This is a genomic window from Vulcanisaeta sp. JCM 14467, assembly GCF_001316245.1.
Classification (GTDB): Archaea; Thermoproteota; Thermoprotei; order Thermoproteales; family Thermocladiaceae; genus Vulcanisaeta.
The window spans coordinates 67,772-83,004 of sequence record NZ_BBDM01000009.1 but is presented as its reverse complement, the minus strand read 5'-3'; the positions used below and the strand labels follow the sequence as shown (position 1 = coordinate 83,004).

The following is a 15,233-nucleotide window of genomic DNA, read 5'->3' as shown; positions in this document are numbered from 1 at the left end:
AATTGCGTAAACCCTCGTCATCACACCACAATTCATCCTAGGAATTCCAGTAATACTTTTAAGATTATTTTAGTAGATTCATGCCGTGAACACTAGGATTCTGTTAAGAATCACCGGCATTGCCGGCTTCATCACGGCAGCTGTAATAGCCTATGTATTCATAACCAGGATCCTCGTGCCAACAATGATCCCAGCGCATATTAATCAAAGTGGGTTAGGCAGTAAGGATTTATCAATTAGTCAAGCTGTTGTTTCTAGTATTGCCTTCTTCATAACGGCGACAACGTCTATAAACGCCATTACTGGCTTAGCACTTGGCTGGTTGATTGAGGCCATGGTGCTTTGGGCATTGTTAGGTGCCCTTAAGGTTAGAGCCAGGTTTATCGATACTTGGCTGCTGAGCGGGAATTACCTCTACGCATATGTGGTTTATACCGTCATCATCGCCACGACACCCTTACTCAGTAATGTCTTGAGTACATACCTAGTGAATGTGGGTTTAACGGCTGTAAACCACATAGCGGGAATCACGGTTACGCATAGAACCGCTTTAAGCGAGGCACCACTACTTATGGTTGGGTTAGCGACCATGCTCACGGGCTCACTACTTCTAGCCTACGCATTCGCTAGAATTCATAGGGTGAGCGCGACCAAGGTATTATTGCCAACACTAACGGCCACAGCCATCTTCTGGCTATTAATGTCGGTATTGGCCTGGTGAGTTGATAGTGACTATGGTACCATACAAATAATTAATTGATGAAACATAAACCTCTAAGTTAGTCAATTTCGGCATGATCAATGATAATGCTAATCCCAGGGAAATCACTCTATTACTGAGCCGTAAATCACGTCAATGCCCAACTGCCTAGCCCTCTCAAGGGCATCCTTATCAATGTTTACGGCAACCATCAAGACCCTATCAGCCCTCCTACTGAGGATCCTCTCGACAATCCTAGCCTTATCAAACAACCACTCAACATCCTCAAGCTCAGCATGGGACTTAACCTCGATTAGATAAGTCTTATTATCATGTATGTAGACGCCAATCTCAAGCCTAGCGCCAGGCCTGTAATACCTACCATCAACGTCCGTATACACAAACCTCTCAACCTTACCAGGCTCAATACCCCTCTCCTCAAGCGCATGCCTATAAAGCTCGAGAACAGTCCTCTCCAGGTCACGACCCCACCTCCTACCCAGCGAGCCCATGGCAACCTTAAGCTCACCAACAGACCTAGTTAACTCCTCAAGCAACCTCTCATGAGCCTCAAGTCTCCTATTCACCTCCTCAAACCCCTTACTAAACTCTTGAAAGCTAACCCTAACGTAATCCGCCAAGGCCTTGATGGCGTCTGCCATAGCCTCATATCTTCACTCCGCGCCTCCTCAATAGCCCTCTTCACAGCCCTCTCAACAACCTCCTCAAGCTGCCTAAGGTCTATTGAGTCCACGCTTAAACCTACCGTGGCGTATTAATATGGTTTTCGCAAAATAACTACCTCAACCCACTGGCCCTAATTACCGTAAGGGCGCCAACCCATTTACCTCAAGCTCGCCATCGAGCGTTTCGCGTAAGTACCGCAATAATTAGCAGAACATCGTCAATGAACAATCCATACTCACTCCCTAATTATTTATTTAATCACGGCATGCATTATTAATGCGTTAAGAGTCTTCATGACATAATGACCCGATGACGTAATGCTTATTAAGTATCTATCCATGTCAGGCTTAATGAATAGGGATAAGGCAGTCGGCATTGGGCTGCTTGTGATATCAATAGTAATCATACTGGCCTACATATACCTAACCTTCTTCACACCATACACAACACTGGTGCTCCAGATAACCGACACGCTAATAATAATCGTGGTCTTCGGAATACTCGCCTGGGTAGGCTACGCACTAGCCACAACACCACCACCAAAGCCCATTGAGGAGATTGAGAAGGAGATCGAGGCCGAGTTGAAGAAGCTTGAGGAGGAGACAAAGCAGGAGCAGCAAAAGGCCCAGCAGCAACAGCAGTGAGAAACCCTCGCCTTAAAAGTAAATTAATTAGGAACGAAACCTCATCCCTTGGGAAAAACAGCAATTAAGGCTTATTAATTAGCTTCATTAATAACTTATTGACAGTTAATGGTTGACGTAGCGACAATACTGAGCATGCTAGGCAGTGTGGCTGCTGTGGTTGGACCATTAACAGCATTACTATGGGATAGGCTGAATAGGCTTGAGGATAGGATTAATAATGTTGAGAGAGACCTTACGGAGATTAAGGTCAACATTTACGAGCTTTCACGCTCCATGGTTGGTTTCAGTAATACACTGATCGACGTCCTGGCCATCAAGAGCGTAATTACCCAGTCTGAGGCCACGGCACTTAGGGGCTACCTATCTATGGTCCCCATCGCCAGGACTAAGTATTACACGAAGGAGGATGAGGAGAAGCTTAGGTACCTAATAACGGTTAAGCTACGAGGAGTATACCTGGGACGACGTTAGGACGCTTAGGGAGATTGCGGATCACATGATTAAGGAGTTCCGCGAGACGGGTAGGGAGGAGCTCCTGGACTACGCCTATAAGCTACTCTTCTTCACCTGGATAGCCGAGGGGCATTTAATAGCCGGCATAATCGGACCAAACAGGAAGAAGCAAAGCCAGGAGGGACAACAAGGACAACAGAGCCAACCATGCCAGGGATGAGAAGACCTTGATGTTGAGTGTGCAGTTTTTCACGGTGGCTCATTATGAAGCGTTATTAAGTCGCCATTGAGGATCATAGCCAGTAAGCCATGGAACCATAATAATGCTTAATCCAATTTTTAATCATGAAAAGAGGTTAGGAGCATACTCATTTAGGTTATGCTCATGGGTCATGAAAGAATATGCCTATTTAGACCGGTTAATCCAGCAAGGAGCACTCACTAAGTTACTCGTGCAATGCTTACTACGTAATCTTAATACCGAGGACTTGGACTTAAAACAACCATAAAGGCACCAACGAAACAGTGAATCAACTACAATACATTAGCCAATGCCCCAAACACGAAAAACCTATACGTTACTCATTTAACCACCAACGCACTAATACCCACATGCGAAGAACATACTACGTTTTTAAATTAAACCAATTTAATTAAAGCCGTGGAGCCCAGGGAAATACTCGAAAGCACTAGGAAAGCCCTAGAACCACTCAACGAAGCCATACTCAACCACCCACTAATTAAAGACGCGGAGGAGGGAAGACTACCCATGAGTACCGTAAGGGCCTTCACCATGAATCAATGGTACATAGTGAACCACGACCTAAGGTCACTAGCCATAGTCCTAAGCAGGACCAGGAACATCACCGAGCTCGAGTTCACGAAAATGCTCCTAGACGGAGACTACAACGCCCTCCACGAACTAATGAAACTAATGAGGGAACTAGGCATTGAGACCAAGGACCCACTAATGCTCGAGATAATACCGGAAGCAGTCCAATACACGCACTACCTAGCCTGGCTAACCAACTACGCCGACATTAAGGAATTCGCCCTGGCAATAATAGTAAACATGCCCGTGTGGGGACAAAACGTGGTCAGGCTCGGCAATGCACTACGTAGCAAGTACGGCATTAAGGAGGTAGGATTCTTCGAAGCCTTCAAGGGACCATTCACGGAACTAGAGAACAAGGCCCTTGAGGTGATCAGGGGCATTAATGAACAATCAATTGCCAGGGCTAAGAACATGGCGTTCATCATACAGAATTATGAGAAGGCCTTTTGGGACGCCATCTATAGCGTGCATTAATCTTGACCTTAATCAAATTAAAATATTTATACCATCACTAAACCCTTTATTGTTTATATAATCAGCCCCAGACCAAGCAATACTAGCCCCAAGAAACTATAGAAAAAGATGTTCTATAGCCTAAGCCTTAAAAATTGGATTAAGTGTTATAATACGTGGACTCAGACCCAATAACCCTGATAACAACGCACGGAGAGACCTAGAAACAGTGATAGACCTGGTGGGCAATTACAAGCGGACTGGTGATGCGGCGATCCTAAGTAATATCGTGAAATTAAGCCTACTGGTCTATGACAATGCCATAAAGGCTTTCCTAGCTGTTAAGGGAATCAGGGTTAGGGATCCAGAGTACCTGAGTCAGGTTGCCTACGACTTCATACCAAGTGAAGTGGTTAGTAATGGTTTAAGGGAGCTACTGACCAAATGCCTTTCAGGGACTAAATGCAGCACTGACATGATTAACACAGAGGTTGAGGAGTTGAGCAGGTTGGTTAATTACGTACATTCAGTGTCAACACACAGCGTGATCCACAGGGGCCTCTAACCCTTAACACCATACTTACTAAGCAAATCCCTAATCAAAGACTCCAGGTCCTCCCTACTAACCATTCTACCCTCAATCTCATCAAGTCTCCTCTCAACCTCACTAATCCTAGCCCTCAACGCATCCAAATCACCATAATGCCCAAGCGGTATTACGAGGGCCGCCAGTATTCGAAGGAGCATTGCCGGCATTATCAAAGGCAACGACGCAATCAACGCCATCAGCCTAGTCAATATCTCAGGCCTATTCATCAACGCCCTAACCAATGCCTCAGGATTCGTGGTGAGCAAGTCATTCAAAGCCTCAATGAGCAGTTCAGGATTCCTCCTGAACCTCTCAATATCCTCGTCAACCATACATATATACCAAGAATGCATGCATTAATAAACGCAGTGGTTATTGACCACTCAACTCCTGGTAATCATTATGACCAACAACCAACTCAGCCGTTGATGGTCCAATGGGCAGCACGCGGACATCAACCGCGTACTCGCCAGTGGACACACCAAAGGTGTAGGTTATTGGGTATGGGGTCCATGAAGTACCATTCCAATAAAGCAATGACAGGTAAGCATTTAGGTCCCTAAACTCAACACCACCACCATTACCCGGGCCACCAATCACGAACTCCGTATCCATGGGCCAGCCATACGGACCCTCAACAGGGCTGGTCACGATATAAGCCGTGGCGTTGGGTATCGGTATCAACTCACGGGCGAACCAATCAATCCTCGGCCTAAAGGTCTCATTACCCAACTGAAGCAGGGCATAGCCAAAGTTAATGACCACGCCATAGCCAGTGGAATTCACGGCAATAATTAGGAGGCCAGCCATGGGAGTCTCAAAACAACCAAGCACGCACCTACCACCCTCATAGAGGAAGTTCCTCGATGAGCCGATGTAGTTAGTCACGTCCATCTCACCCTGAAACCAATACTGCCCACCCATCACAACAAGCGCGTCCTGAACCCAATGAACCACGTAACCACTGCCATACCTAACAACCACGTAGGCATTCAACTGAAGCGAGAAGCCTGGCGCTGCGGCGCCCGTTGAATTCCCAATGTAGGCCCTGGTTATGTTGAAGAAGCCGAGGACGGCACTAGTCGTTATATTGCCGTAGCCAGGACCGTAGTACGCAGCCACGCCCATTGCCGTGTAATTAAGCACCCTATAAACAATGTTAGTACTACCACAAACCAACAAACCATAAACCCCAGGGCCAGGACTAACCACGTAAATCCCAGGCACAGAACTAAACCAGGTATAATTACCTGGCGCACCGGGACCACCACCCCACGAACGCAATTGGGAATTAGTGAGTAGGTAAACATACGAACCATTAAAAACCTCAATAAACAGCGACTCCCCATTGGCTAAGCTAACATTAACAAGACCCCAAGAAGTGCACAGACCACCCACCGAACCCACAACCGGTATTGACCCATTCGTAGCATTAGTCACCACGTAATTAACGACCCGCCAAATTAGGGACCCAATTACGTGATTAATGCCGGGATTAACCACTACGAACAACGCAGCCAGGGCAGCAACAATAACCAATAACGCACCCCAAAACCTCATCACACACGAACATTCAGCGAGGAATAAAAACATAACTCACAGCGTATGAAGCACCATGATCATAAACCAAGCAATGTACTTCACTCAAAATTTATTCAATTTCACATCTGTAAATTAAGCGTATTTTATAAAACCCTGGAACTTTTAGGAAAACTATGCCGGAATTCAAGATAATGGGCAACGACATACAACACCTATACGTGGAACTAGGCCCCGGCGAGAAGATATACGCAGAGGGCGGGCACCTTGTGTGGAAGTCATCAAGCGTTAACATCAAGGCAACAACAGGCGGTGGATTACTCGCGGGCCTAAAGAGGGCGCTCACTGGCGCCAGCTTCTTCGTACTGGAACTAGAGGGTCCAGGCGCGGTGGACATCGCCGGCTTCGCGCCTGGTAAGATCGTGGAAATAGACCTAACGGGCAGTGGAATAATGGTTGAGCACAGGGCATTCCTCGCCATGGAGCCCACTGTCGACTATGACGTTAAGCTCGTGGGCCTAGGCTTCGGTTGGCTCGGAGGTGAGGGACTACTAATGGCTAGGTTGCACGGCACAGGCAGGGTGTTCCTCCACGCCATTGGCGACGCAGTAATGATGGAGCTAGGGCCTGGCGAGAGCATTGATGCCGAGGCGGGGCATGTACTCGCCTTTGACGAGGGAATGCGCGTGGGCATTAGGCGTGTTGGTGGCTTAAGGACCATGTTGTTCGGGGAGGAAGGCCTGTGGTTCGCGCACATTGAGGGGCCTGGCAGGGTTTGGCTTAGGACCTTGAGTAGGCAGCAGATGATAATGGGCCTAATGCCGGAGCTCGCCCAGGTCGCTAGGTCGTCCTAAAATCGTCAAAACACTTTATCAAAACCGTGAAAAGAACCCTCAAATTTAATGGTATTAACGACCCGTAAATTAATTAACCCAATCACATAATCATTATTTAAGGAAATGCGTAACCTAAGCGAATTCCCCTGGCAGGAATTCGACATAGAATTCGCAATACTCTTCGGTTCGAGGGCAGGCGGTAAGATCATTAAGGGCGACTGGGACATAGCGGCCTGGTTCAACAACCTTGATCAATACCCAGACCTACTGATGGCCCTGGCAAAATTCCTCGGGGTTCATGAGGATGCAGTAGACCTAATATCACTCAATTACAGACTACCATGCCAACTACTGATTGAGATACTAAGGCACAAACCAGTATATATAAGGGACGTGGGGAAGTACCTAGACATTAGGTTCAGGCTACAAAACCCATGCGTGGACTTCCTCATAAGCGCCAAGCACCTAGGCCTGGGCGAGCCGCCATGGCCATTATAAGGAGGCTACTCAGGATAATTGAGGAGAGGGAGGCGCTACTCGATAGGTACTCGCCTGATGAGTTAATTGACGTTAAGGCGCTACTCAGCCATGCACCTACTCCAGACGCAGGCCCAGCCTAATCGACCCAGCACAGAGGGCGGCAGCGCTAATGGGCATGGAGGTCAGTGGCTACGTTGACGCCGGCGAGAAACTAGCCATACTGGGCGTGATAAATCATGAGGAACCGAAACTCTACAGATCAGTGGTCGCCTTCAGGAACGTGGTAATTCACCAATACGCGGTCGTGGATCTGGAAATAACCAGGAGGATAATAACGAATAGGGAGTACAGGAGGGTCACGGAAATAGCCAGGAAAATAGCCAGCAGGATTAACGACCCATAAAACTAATAAGCAAAACAAACAACCAACGCACATGGAACTAAACGACTGGTGGTACTACGCATCGGGTGGGGAGAAGGCGTTAATAGTGGTGGGTGTAGTCGCCATGGCACTACTGGCCATAATCATCGCCAGCCCATACGTGAAGCCACTCCAATTCATAACCGCTAAACTCGGTTTGGTGCAGGAGAGGGTTGTCTACATTGCAGTGCCGGTGAACCACACGGTTTACGTGAATAGGACCATTGTCGAGTATGTGAACCAGACCGTGCCCGTGTACATAAATAGGACAGTCATTAAGTACGTGCCGGTGCCAGTGAACCAAACAACCTTCGTGGTCTCACCAAGCAATCAATCAGTAATGAGTCTTTGGTGGAACGTGACGGGTTATATCCTGGGCACTGGCTGGGTCTGGGGCAGGGTTGTTGTACTACCCAATGGGACTGGCTGGTTCATAGCCGTGTGGGTAGTGCCTGACTCAATAGCCAACGAGCTGGAGCTAACTATGTGCGGTGCCGGTTGTGCGGCTAATTGGACCACGCCGTATGGTGTGGAGTACGAGCGTGGCTGGGGCATTAACATTAACCTACTCGTCAATGGTACAATACAACGAGCAAGCCTTGGGGGCATTGGCTACTCATTCGTGAGCAACTACACCCTGAACTACCCATTCCCGGGCTACACGGTATTCATATTCGGCGACACGCCAGGCTACGGGCCACTGCTAGAGAATTAGTGCTGAATGGTAATGGAACGGTGACGATAATTGCTGGTAACCTGGGCAACGCAACCCTGGCGCTTAATAGTACTTACTACGGCTATGTAAGGATTGTCTACGCAAGTCTAAGCATCATAGTCCCGTTTAAGCTGGACATAATCTACGCACCCAACCCACAGGCGGCACTTGGCATAACAGTGCCATTCGCAGGCTACCTGGGTGCCGTGGACACATACATGCATTATGGCACGACGTGGAATTCATCATGGACACCGTATGTAGAGACCTACGCCTGGTGGGTCTGGAACTATAGGGTGATGCCTATTAATGTAACAATTAGTTAGGGGTTGTTTTGATTTTAAGGTATAAATTTAAACATGATTTAATCACTTACCACCATTTCCTATTGGTGTGCATGTTATTGTTACTGTGACTGGTGGCATCCAGTTGCTTGCCTGCCCACTACTTATTGAGCCGCTTGTTGCCGAGACGCTGTATATACTGCATAAGTAGCCGGGTGGGTTGCTGATGGCTAATGTTTGTGACTCGCTTAGTGGTGTTGCCTGGCCGGTCTCTGAGTATTGGTCGTTGAGTGTGACGCTTACCTTCAGGCTAGTGCCATATTGGCTGTAGCTTATTGACCATGACCCACCCAGGAATATTGGGTCGCTCCAACTGAAGGAGCCGCTGGCTATTTGCCCCAGTGTCCCGTTCTGGGCGCTTATTGTGTTTCCGCCCTCGTACTTTAGGTACCTGGCATGTAATTCGCAGTGCCTGTTAGGGTGTATGTCTGGTTGCTGGTTAGTGTGCCTGGGCAGGTGAATGTGTAGTCTATGCTTGATGTTTGTTGGTTCGCGACTACCTGCCATTGAGTGAGACCTCCATGTTATTGAGGTAGTACTCAGTTCCGTCGTAGGTGACTGGGTTGTACTGTATCCACCAGTAGAAGGTCTGTGACTGACCTGGGCTCAGGTACTGCGTGGTGCCTGGGCTATCTTTAATGCCCGAGGCACCACCCACATTGTCACTTGCTTGTGGCGTGACTATGCAGTACGGCCCACTCGGCGGTGGTTGGGTGGTGTTAGTACTTGTACATGTCACGGTGAAGGTCACTGAGTCTCCTGGGTTGGCGCTTGTGCTTGTTGGGTTTATGGTGCATGTGTAGTTTGCTGGGTTGCTGGTTATTTTAGCGTTGAAGTTCACGGTACTGCTCGCGGTTATGTTCCACGTCGTTGAGCCTGAGCCAGTCTTGCCACCGCTTGCACCGCCGCTCCACGTCACGCTCCAGCCCGCTCCGTAGGAGTCACTCACTGAAACGCTTATTTGATTGCTATTATTACCGCCGTTATTGCCGCCACCGCCGAATGGGCCTGGGACTGCGCAGCCTCCGTATGTGCCAAAGACCCCTGCGTAGGTAATGCCGGGCGCCGTGTCTATGGTTAGGATCGGGGTGCACCAGGTGAGTGGGAGTGGGCTTGACCAATTATTCGTCTCCTCAATCATTGGGTTCCCTGGCGCCGATAAATTATAGATGGCTAGCTTTCCCTCTATGAAGGCTGGGGGACTCTCACATGCCTGGAATGCCACCTGCCCAATGCCCTGTGGGTTAGTCGTCGTGTAGTACAGGGTGTAGTTCCCGAGCCTTGGTAACCATTAACGCTCACGCTTTGGGTGTCTGTCCACGCAGTGACCCAGTAATTGGCGTTGTGGCATGGCGCGTAGAGTTGCACAACCACGTAGTACTCAGCACTGCACTGAACATTGAATGTCACCACGGAGCCTGGGCCGTAACTATTACTGACTTGGCTCGGCGTGATACTGCACGTGTAATTAATACCATTAGCGCTTGGGTTCTGGGTTATCTTTGCCGTGAAGATAATCTGTATTGGGGCGTAGGGTGGGTTTATGTACCAGGTGTAGGACTGGGATTGACCCATTGAGTATGTCTGTCCAGCATAACTCCACTGGATCTGCCAACCGGCACCATATGGGTCATTAACTATGACCTCGATCAAGCCACCGCCAGTGCCTGGCCCACTAAGGGTCACCACGGGCACGGCGGACACCCCAGTCACGTTGGCACTAAACTCCCTAACAACGCCCGGGTAACCCACCGGCGACGCAACGACGGTCACTGCCACTGGTTCATAGCCAGGGCTAAGCCTATACACGTAATACTGACCAAGACCAAGCACCAGGCCTGGCGCATAAACATGCACCGAGCCATCCACAGACCTAACGTACACATACTTAACCAAAGCCCTGTAATAGCCAATGTTTAGCATGGGCACGTATAGGGTCCCATTAACGTAGAATGGCTGCGGCAAGTATACGTAGAGCCCGGCGTAGGCAAGCCTAGCATTGTTAACGCTGGTCACAGTCACCGTCAGGTAAGCAAGACCACCAATTAATACCAAACCTAGTGCAATGACCAGGCCAACGTCAAACCCTCGAGAACCAGGTCAGCCAGAGCCATAACCAACCACCTCAAAGCCCGTGGCATTACCACTGGACCTAACAACAATCGTACAACCACTAAGGAAAATCAGGGCCTCACCATTAACACCCGTCAGATTTATGACGTGGTAGTAGCCGGGCTCCACGACACTCGGCACTGAGTACTCCACGTAGGCACCATACGGGAAGTAAAGCGAACCATTAACCAAGTAAGCAACACAAGACCTAGACAACTGAACCAACCTAGCATTTATCCCACCAGCCACCACCGACAACCTATACACAGCGTACAGGTAATCACCGAGTAGGTAAATGATGAGCGAGGACGCGACTATGAGCAGGGCCAAAACCACGACACCACCCACCGTGAAGCCCCTCGACATATAACCAATTACCTACACCGGGCATTAAAGCATTACTACTTTACTGCTTTTAAAGGGGTTCACTGGTTAATGGCTTATGTCGAGCGCTCAGTGGATGGTTACCGTATCCCAAATACTCAATCTAATGCTATCCACGGGCATAGCCTACATAGCCGCAGCCGCCCTAACAATAATCGGCATAACAGCCATAACCCTATACCTAATGGGTAGGCCAAATGAAATATGGGAGTTCATCGACGAGGTCATAAACTACTTAGCCATAGTCGGAGGCGTCATACTGGCCATAGCCATAATCAACAAGGTACTAATCGGCTCGCTAACCATAAACCAGCCACAGTCTACAGGACGATCTACGACTACGCATGGAACGCCATAAGGTTCAGGGCATGGCTCGTGTGGAACACCTGCAGTTGTCCTCTGACGTATCCCTGGTGTGATGTTCGTAGTATTCAGACGGAGAATGCGACCTTGATTCTCGAGTCGACTGAGGATGTTGTTCCCATGATTTACCTGGCTCAGTGGTTGCCGGGCTTGTCGTCGTTCTTGATTGCTATTGGTCTTGGTCTTTCTGTGTCTAGGCTTAGGGGTGTTGGTTCGTTGCTTATTGCGGTTGGCCTGGGGCTTTATGTGGTTGTGGTTGGTGGTGCTGCCATTATTGCTTCCCAGCCGTTTTACACGGCCATGATTAGTGATAGGGGTATTTCCTACATTATTAATCCGCACAATTTTGAGACGACCTGGTGTCAGAACATTGGTTTGAGCATCAATGGTTTTGGTGATGTGCTTAACGCTTACAATAGGCTCGCTGTTTATGTTGCTCAAGCGGAGACTATTGTTTTGATTCTTTACGCCCTTCTCTTCGCCGTGATTTACGCCATTAGGTCCGCACTGTCGTGATGGTTATGCTCGGCCTTGTCCTCGTGGTTACGGCTATGGCGGGCTTACTGCTCGTTAGGTTTCTCTACACCTTGGTTAGGAACGGCGAGTTTAGGGTTGAGGTTGAGGACCTTGCCTGGTTCGCGCTTGCCCTCGCCCTTGTTACGAACTTCTTCGGTTTGGTGTCTAATAGCCTTTACTCGACTGCTGTGGCGTTGAGCACCGTTGATGGGTTGATACGTAGTTACAATGGCTTGATAAGTGCGTTGGGCCTTGCTGATGAGGCTATCTCGATTGTGGTTAATGTTGGTTTGCCTATTGCTGATGTGGTTAATTACGTGGTCGCTGGCTCTGGGTTTATCCTGGCTATCGAGGTTGTCGTTGAGGTTCTTGAGCACCTGGTCTCGTTGGTCATTGATTACCTGGTCAGGTTCTTCTCCGCAGCCATTGCGGCCCTGTGGTTCATTAGGTACGCCCTGTTGATTGGCGGGGTGCTTGGGCCTTCATGCCCTATATCGCCTTCCTCCTCGTACTGCCCAGGGTTAGGAACGCTGCGGTGGTTCTGGCCGCCGTTTACCTGGTCCTTGGCCTTGCGCTACCCGCCGCCGTGAATTCCTCGCATCCACCGCCATTGATTAACGTGGTTAATAACCTGCCAGCGGTACCAATGAGCTTGGTTTCGTCAGGGTTGAGGTTGTTGATGAGTTGGGTAGCAGGTACCGCCGTGCTTTGCGTCGAGGGTTTTGGGTTTCCGTATAATGAGACTGTAGCTTGCCCAACGGTGCCGGTATCATTGCCCTCCCGATGCACGTGCTTAGGGTTGGGTTGTTGATGTATAGGGTTGATTGTGTGGTGGCGTTGTTCCTTAGGTTTAGCGCCAATGCCCTGATCACGCCGAGCCCGTATTTAAGTGGTCCCGTGGTCATTGGGTTGCCAATGGTCGCTGTGTTCAATGGGGATTCCCTGGTCGGTCTCTTCAACTACACGTGGGTTGGTGAGGGCGGCGTCAAAATTAACACCGGGCCTGGCTATGCTGTCATAAACGTGACCACTCCATGCAGTGGGGACCTAACCGTGACTGCCTACGCGGCTCAGGTTAGGTTAATGCCCCAGGGACCTGCTGGGGGTAATTGCTCGATTAGTTACTCCATCACCGAGGGTGAGCCGCCGAACCTTGTGTCCAGGTCCTGGGTTGAGGGCTTAGTCCTTAACCATGAGTTGTTCTGTCGCGACTTGGAGCTCCTCATTAACCCATCAGTCACTTACCAGGGCCCTGGGGCTCCACCGCAGGTTGTTGATGCGGTGCTCTCGATTATTCGTGAGGCGTGTGGTGGTGTGGGTAATTACTCGGCGGCCATTAACGGGCTTAGGGCCATTAGGTTGACGGCATCGCTCACGTGCCGTGGTACCTGTAACTCCACGAGGATTAATGTCCTGGTGATAGGCATCGAACCCTACAACCTCAATTACTACGCCCTGTGGAGTGGCACTTACGTGGCCTGGCTTAATGACTCATTGATGGTGATTAAAAATGTTGAGTCGAACCCACTCAACCTGGGCGCCTTCCTAGCCTCCTTGTTAATGCCGTGTACTACTCGGCGCTTTTCCTCGGCCTGGTCGGTCTAGTGGCTCTGGCGCCTAGGTTTAGGTATTGGTCGAGGATAATGGGCGTCCTCAGGGTTAAGCCGCGCATTACCTATGGTGATGTTGCGTCTATGGCGAGCCCACTGGTTTCAACAACCATTAGGAGGTTAGTTAGGCGGGAGGGCTTGGTGAGGAGGTATTACACGGTTAGGAGGCTCCTCGAGCTTTCTAGGCGTAGGTACGTTAGGCATGCGCTTAGGGCTGGTTACTGGGCCTTGAGGCACCTGCCCGAGGTCTCGGCTGCTCCATATACCCTACCCGCACTCTACGGTGTTTCCCTGGCCAGGGAGTACCTTGCTAGGAGGGTCATGGCCGTGGGGAATGAGCAGTTAAGGGATGCCCTGATGAGGGTTGTGAATACCGCCCTATCGCCCGTCATAGTCCTTAGGCCGTACTCCGTGATAAGACCACTGCTACGCCAGGGGATCACTGACCTAGCGGGTTACCTTGGTGTTAAGGCTAGGCAGGCCGCGGGTGTCTACACCGTGCTTAGGGATTACCTTGGTCCAAGGGTTGCGTTTTACGTTGCCCTTAGGTCCGTGGTTAGGGGCGTCAGTGATTACTTGGTCTCTGCCGTTGATGAGGTCTGGAGGTCCCTGGACAATCCGTTGAGGGCTTTGGCAGTTGCCAGTGCTAGGCTTGGTGTTCTTCGTCTAATTGATGCTGAGTCGACGGAGTTAGTGGTTAGGGAGTTTGTTGGGGAGTTGGTTGGTAGGCATGGTCCGTTGGTTGGTGTTAGGCTCGTGGTTAATAATACCGTGGTTAAGCCCAGTGACGTGCTTAAGGTTGATGATTATGCTGACGTTACTGTGGAGGCAGGTGGGGAGGGTGTCATTGTTAAGGCGTGGCTCATTAAGGAGCTCCTACGTCAAGGCGGTGTTATGAGTGCTTAAAAGGGAGGTCTTTTTATTAAGCTTCTTAGTGAGGAGAGAGGAGGTGACTGAGCGATATTGATGAGTGCGGCTTTGCTGATTGGTGGTTTTAATCTGATTACGTTACTCATCAGGGCAGGTCAGTCTCGTCATTGTTCGGTACTGCATTGGGTCATCACTGCTTAGTTAGTGTGTTTGGGGTGCATAAGTATTACTGTTCATTTGAAATAACAAGTTGAAATATGTTCACTTTTCAGGAACTGGGTAATTAAGTTGAAGAATTAAATTTACTTTAAATCGCGGTGATGAGTACGGCGAGACTGATTGATGAGGCGTTGATGATAATTGGTAGGGCTAGGATGGGTGAGGTACCGTGCAACGAAGCCCTTGATTGGCTGTGGGAGATTATGGCGATCTTGAAATTTGAGTTGGAGGTAATGAATACGGGTGGTGCAAGGGCTGGGTTGAGTTGTAATTAATGGGGTGATTTAGGGCACGTACTGAAAACCTTAAAAAGGTCTTGGTTGTAGGCATTATTGCTAGGGCCGTAGCTTAGCCAGGTCAGAGCGCCCTGGGGCAGGAAGCCCCGCGTATGGCTCATAACCGGGAGGTCCCGGGTTCGAATCCCGGCGGGCCCACCAATCCTTCCTTCATGGTTTGGGTA

The 15,233-nt window shown here is 49.5% G+C and carries 27 protein-coding genes and 1 tRNA gene; 19 read left to right on the top strand and 9 right to left on the bottom strand.

The window, feature by feature from the left end:
- Positions 1 to 85: 85 nt before the first annotated feature.
- Positions 86 to 721, top strand: a complete 636-nt coding sequence (locus JCM14467_RS09380) for a hypothetical protein (protein ID WP_054849927.1) — start codon at positions 86 to 88, stop codon at positions 719 to 721.
- A gap of 104 nt (positions 722 to 825) precedes the next feature.
- On the opposite strand, the gene JCM14467_RS09375 is transcribed toward JCM14467_RS09380, so the two are convergent.
- Complete coding sequence (locus JCM14467_RS09375) at positions 826 to 1,341, bottom strand: DUF3782 domain-containing protein (protein WP_444823188.1); 516 nt, start codon at positions 1,339 to 1,341, stop codon at positions 826 to 828.
- Complete coding sequence (locus tag JCM14467_RS20470; RefSeq protein ID WP_444823187.1) at positions 1,284 to 1,454, bottom strand: hypothetical protein; 171 nt, start codon at positions 1,452 to 1,454, stop codon at positions 1,284 to 1,286. The genes JCM14467_RS09375 and JCM14467_RS20470 overlap by 58 nt, the downstream gene beginning before the upstream one ends.
- A 283-nt stretch (positions 1,455 to 1,737) precedes the next feature.
- Between JCM14467_RS20470 and JCM14467_RS09370 the strand changes: the two genes are divergently transcribed.
- The 5 genes from JCM14467_RS09370 (at position 1,738) to JCM14467_RS09355 (ending at position 4,340) form a co-directional block, all read left to right on the top strand.
- Positions 1,738 to 2,031 (top strand): hypothetical protein, encoded by a 294-nt coding sequence (locus tag JCM14467_RS09370; RefSeq protein WP_054849957.1) that lies wholly within the window; start codon positions 1,738 to 1,740, stop codon positions 2,029 to 2,031.
- A 108-nt stretch (positions 2,032 to 2,139) separates the two neighbouring features.
- Positions 2,140 to 2,505, top strand: coding sequence for a hypothetical protein (locus JCM14467_RS09365; RefSeq protein ID WP_054849926.1), 366 nt, complete (start codon positions 2,140 to 2,142; stop codon positions 2,503 to 2,505).
- Between the two features lie 25 nt (positions 2,506 to 2,530).
- On the top strand, positions 2,531 to 2,707 hold the full coding sequence (locus tag JCM14467_RS17620) for a hypothetical protein (protein WP_252901267.1): 177 nt from the start codon (positions 2,531 to 2,533) through the stop codon (positions 2,705 to 2,707).
- A 441-nt stretch (positions 2,708 to 3,148) separates the two neighbouring features.
- Entirely contained in the window at positions 3,149 to 3,796 is a 648-nt protein-coding gene (locus tag JCM14467_RS09360) for a TenA family transcriptional regulator (RefSeq protein ID WP_054849925.1), read from the top strand.
- 208 nt (positions 3,797 to 4,004) lie between these two features.
- The gene (locus tag JCM14467_RS09355; RefSeq protein WP_252901266.1) at positions 4,005 to 4,340 is read left to right on the top strand and encodes a hypothetical protein; all 336 of its coding nucleotides are present in this window, start codon (positions 4,005 to 4,007) and stop codon (positions 4,338 to 4,340) included.
- On the opposite strand, the gene JCM14467_RS09350 is transcribed toward JCM14467_RS09355, so the two are convergent.
- Together JCM14467_RS09350 and JCM14467_RS09345 are read right to left on the bottom strand one after the other, a co-directional pair.
- Complete coding sequence (locus JCM14467_RS09350; protein ID WP_252901265.1) at positions 4,337 to 4,696, bottom strand: hypothetical protein; 360 nt, start codon at positions 4,694 to 4,696, stop codon at positions 4,337 to 4,339. The genes JCM14467_RS09355 and JCM14467_RS09350 overlap by 4 nt on opposite strands.
- 40 nt (positions 4,697 to 4,736) lie before the next feature.
- Positions 4,737 to 5,924 (bottom strand): thermopsin family protease, encoded by a 1,188-nt coding sequence (locus tag JCM14467_RS09345; protein ID WP_054849922.1) that lies wholly within the window; start codon positions 5,922 to 5,924, stop codon positions 4,737 to 4,739.
- A 155-nt stretch (positions 5,925 to 6,079) separates the two neighbouring features.
- On the opposite strand from JCM14467_RS09345, the gene JCM14467_RS09340 reads away from it, so the two are divergent.
- The 6 genes from JCM14467_RS09340 to JCM14467_RS09320 all read left to right on the top strand — a co-directional run bounded on the left by JCM14467_RS09340 (position 6,080) and on the right by JCM14467_RS09320 (position 8,681).
- Positions 6,080 to 6,757, top strand: a complete 678-nt coding sequence (locus tag JCM14467_RS09340; protein ID WP_054849921.1) for a TIGR00266 family protein — start codon at positions 6,080 to 6,082, stop codon at positions 6,755 to 6,757.
- A gap of 105 nt (positions 6,758 to 6,862) precedes the next feature.
- Entirely contained in the window at positions 6,863 to 7,237 is a 375-nt protein-coding gene (locus JCM14467_RS09335) for a nucleotidyltransferase domain-containing protein (RefSeq protein WP_054849920.1), read from the top strand.
- Positions 7,225 to 7,359, top strand: a complete 135-nt coding sequence (locus JCM14467_RS19495; protein WP_256359238.1) for a hypothetical protein — start codon at positions 7,225 to 7,227, stop codon at positions 7,357 to 7,359. Before JCM14467_RS09335 ends, JCM14467_RS19495 begins: the two co-directional genes overlap by 13 nt.
- A 29-nt stretch (positions 7,360 to 7,388) precedes the next feature.
- Entirely contained in the window at positions 7,389 to 7,622 is a 234-nt protein-coding gene (locus JCM14467_RS17615; RefSeq protein WP_252901264.1) for a HepT-like ribonuclease domain-containing protein, read from the top strand.
- A 31-nt stretch (positions 7,623 to 7,653) separates the two neighbouring features.
- Positions 7,654 to 8,355 (top strand): hypothetical protein, encoded by a 702-nt coding sequence (locus tag JCM14467_RS09325; protein WP_054849919.1) that lies wholly within the window; start codon positions 7,654 to 7,656, stop codon positions 8,353 to 8,355.
- 20 nt (positions 8,356 to 8,375) lie between these two features.
- A complete protein-coding gene (locus JCM14467_RS09320; protein WP_252901263.1) occupies positions 8,376 to 8,681 on the top strand; it encodes a hypothetical protein in 306 nt (101 codons plus the stop codon).
- Positions 8,682 to 8,723: 42 nt separating this feature from the next.
- Here the strand turns inward: JCM14467_RS09320 and JCM14467_RS09315 are convergent, their stop codons facing one another.
- Genes JCM14467_RS09315 through JCM14467_RS09300 form a run of 4 tightly spaced genes read right to left on the bottom strand, consistent with a single transcriptional unit; the run spans position 8,724 to position 11,177 of the window.
- Entirely contained in the window at positions 8,724 to 9,206 is a 483-nt protein-coding gene (locus JCM14467_RS09315; RefSeq protein ID WP_054849917.1) for a hypothetical protein, read from the bottom strand.
- Entirely contained in the window at positions 9,196 to 9,924 is a 729-nt protein-coding gene (locus JCM14467_RS09310; protein ID WP_252901262.1) for a hypothetical protein, read from the bottom strand. Before JCM14467_RS09310 ends, JCM14467_RS09315 begins: the two co-directional genes overlap by 11 nt.
- Positions 9,885 to 10,754, bottom strand: a complete 870-nt coding sequence (locus tag JCM14467_RS09305) for a hypothetical protein (RefSeq protein ID WP_252901261.1) — start codon at positions 10,752 to 10,754, stop codon at positions 9,885 to 9,887. Before JCM14467_RS09305 ends, JCM14467_RS09310 begins: the two co-directional genes overlap by 40 nt.
- A gap of 45 nt (positions 10,755 to 10,799) precedes the next feature.
- A complete protein-coding gene (locus tag JCM14467_RS09300; RefSeq protein ID WP_054849914.1) occupies positions 10,800 to 11,177 on the bottom strand; it encodes a hypothetical protein in 378 nt (125 codons plus the stop codon).
- A 76-nt stretch (positions 11,178 to 11,253) separates the two neighbouring features.
- On the opposite strand from JCM14467_RS09300, the gene JCM14467_RS09295 reads away from it, so the two are divergent.
- Genes JCM14467_RS09295 through JCM14467_RS09285 form a run of 3 tightly spaced genes read left to right on the top strand, consistent with a single transcriptional unit; the run spans position 11,254 to position 12,664 of the window.
- Positions 11,254 to 11,553 (top strand): hypothetical protein, encoded by a 300-nt coding sequence (locus JCM14467_RS09295; protein ID WP_054849913.1) that lies wholly within the window; start codon positions 11,254 to 11,256, stop codon positions 11,551 to 11,553.
- Positions 11,554 to 11,570: 17 nt separating this feature from the next.
- Entirely contained in the window at positions 11,571 to 12,074 is a 504-nt protein-coding gene (locus JCM14467_RS17610) for a hypothetical protein (protein ID WP_252901260.1), read from the top strand.
- On the top strand, positions 12,074 to 12,664 hold the full coding sequence (locus tag JCM14467_RS09285) for a hypothetical protein (RefSeq protein WP_054849911.1): 591 nt from the start codon (positions 12,074 to 12,076) through the stop codon (positions 12,662 to 12,664). Before JCM14467_RS17610 ends, JCM14467_RS09285 begins: the two co-directional genes overlap by 1 nt.
- Here JCM14467_RS09285 and JCM14467_RS17605 read toward each other — a convergent pair.
- Positions 12,627 to 12,863 carry a hypothetical protein gene (locus JCM14467_RS17605; RefSeq protein ID WP_252901259.1) on the bottom strand — a complete coding sequence of 79 codons (237 nt, stop codon included), beginning with the start codon at positions 12,861 to 12,863 and terminating at the stop codon, positions 12,627 to 12,629. The two genes, JCM14467_RS09285 and JCM14467_RS17605, sit on opposite strands and share 38 nt — an antisense overlap.
- On the opposite strand from JCM14467_RS17605, the gene JCM14467_RS09280 reads away from it, so the two are divergent.
- The 4 genes from JCM14467_RS09280 to JCM14467_RS17595 all read left to right on the top strand — a co-directional run bounded on the left by JCM14467_RS09280 (position 12,864) and on the right by JCM14467_RS17595 (position 15,210).
- Positions 12,864 to 13,679: a hypothetical protein gene (locus tag JCM14467_RS09280; RefSeq protein WP_252901258.1), complete on the top strand. Its 816-nt coding sequence runs from the start codon at positions 12,864 to 12,866 to the stop codon at positions 13,677 to 13,679.
- A complete protein-coding gene (locus JCM14467_RS09275; protein WP_054849909.1) occupies positions 13,640 to 14,590 on the top strand; it encodes a hypothetical protein in 951 nt (316 codons plus the stop codon). The genes JCM14467_RS09280 and JCM14467_RS09275 overlap by 40 nt, the downstream gene beginning before the upstream one ends.
- Positions 14,591 to 14,874: 284 nt before the next feature.
- Positions 14,875 to 15,048: a hypothetical protein gene (locus JCM14467_RS17600; RefSeq protein ID WP_252901257.1), complete on the top strand. Its 174-nt coding sequence runs from the start codon at positions 14,875 to 14,877 to the stop codon at positions 15,046 to 15,048.
- 63 nt (positions 15,049 to 15,111) lie between these two features.
- Positions 15,112 to 15,210 (top strand) — tRNA-Ile (locus JCM14467_RS17595).
- Positions 15,211 to 15,233 lie beyond the last annotated feature (23 nt).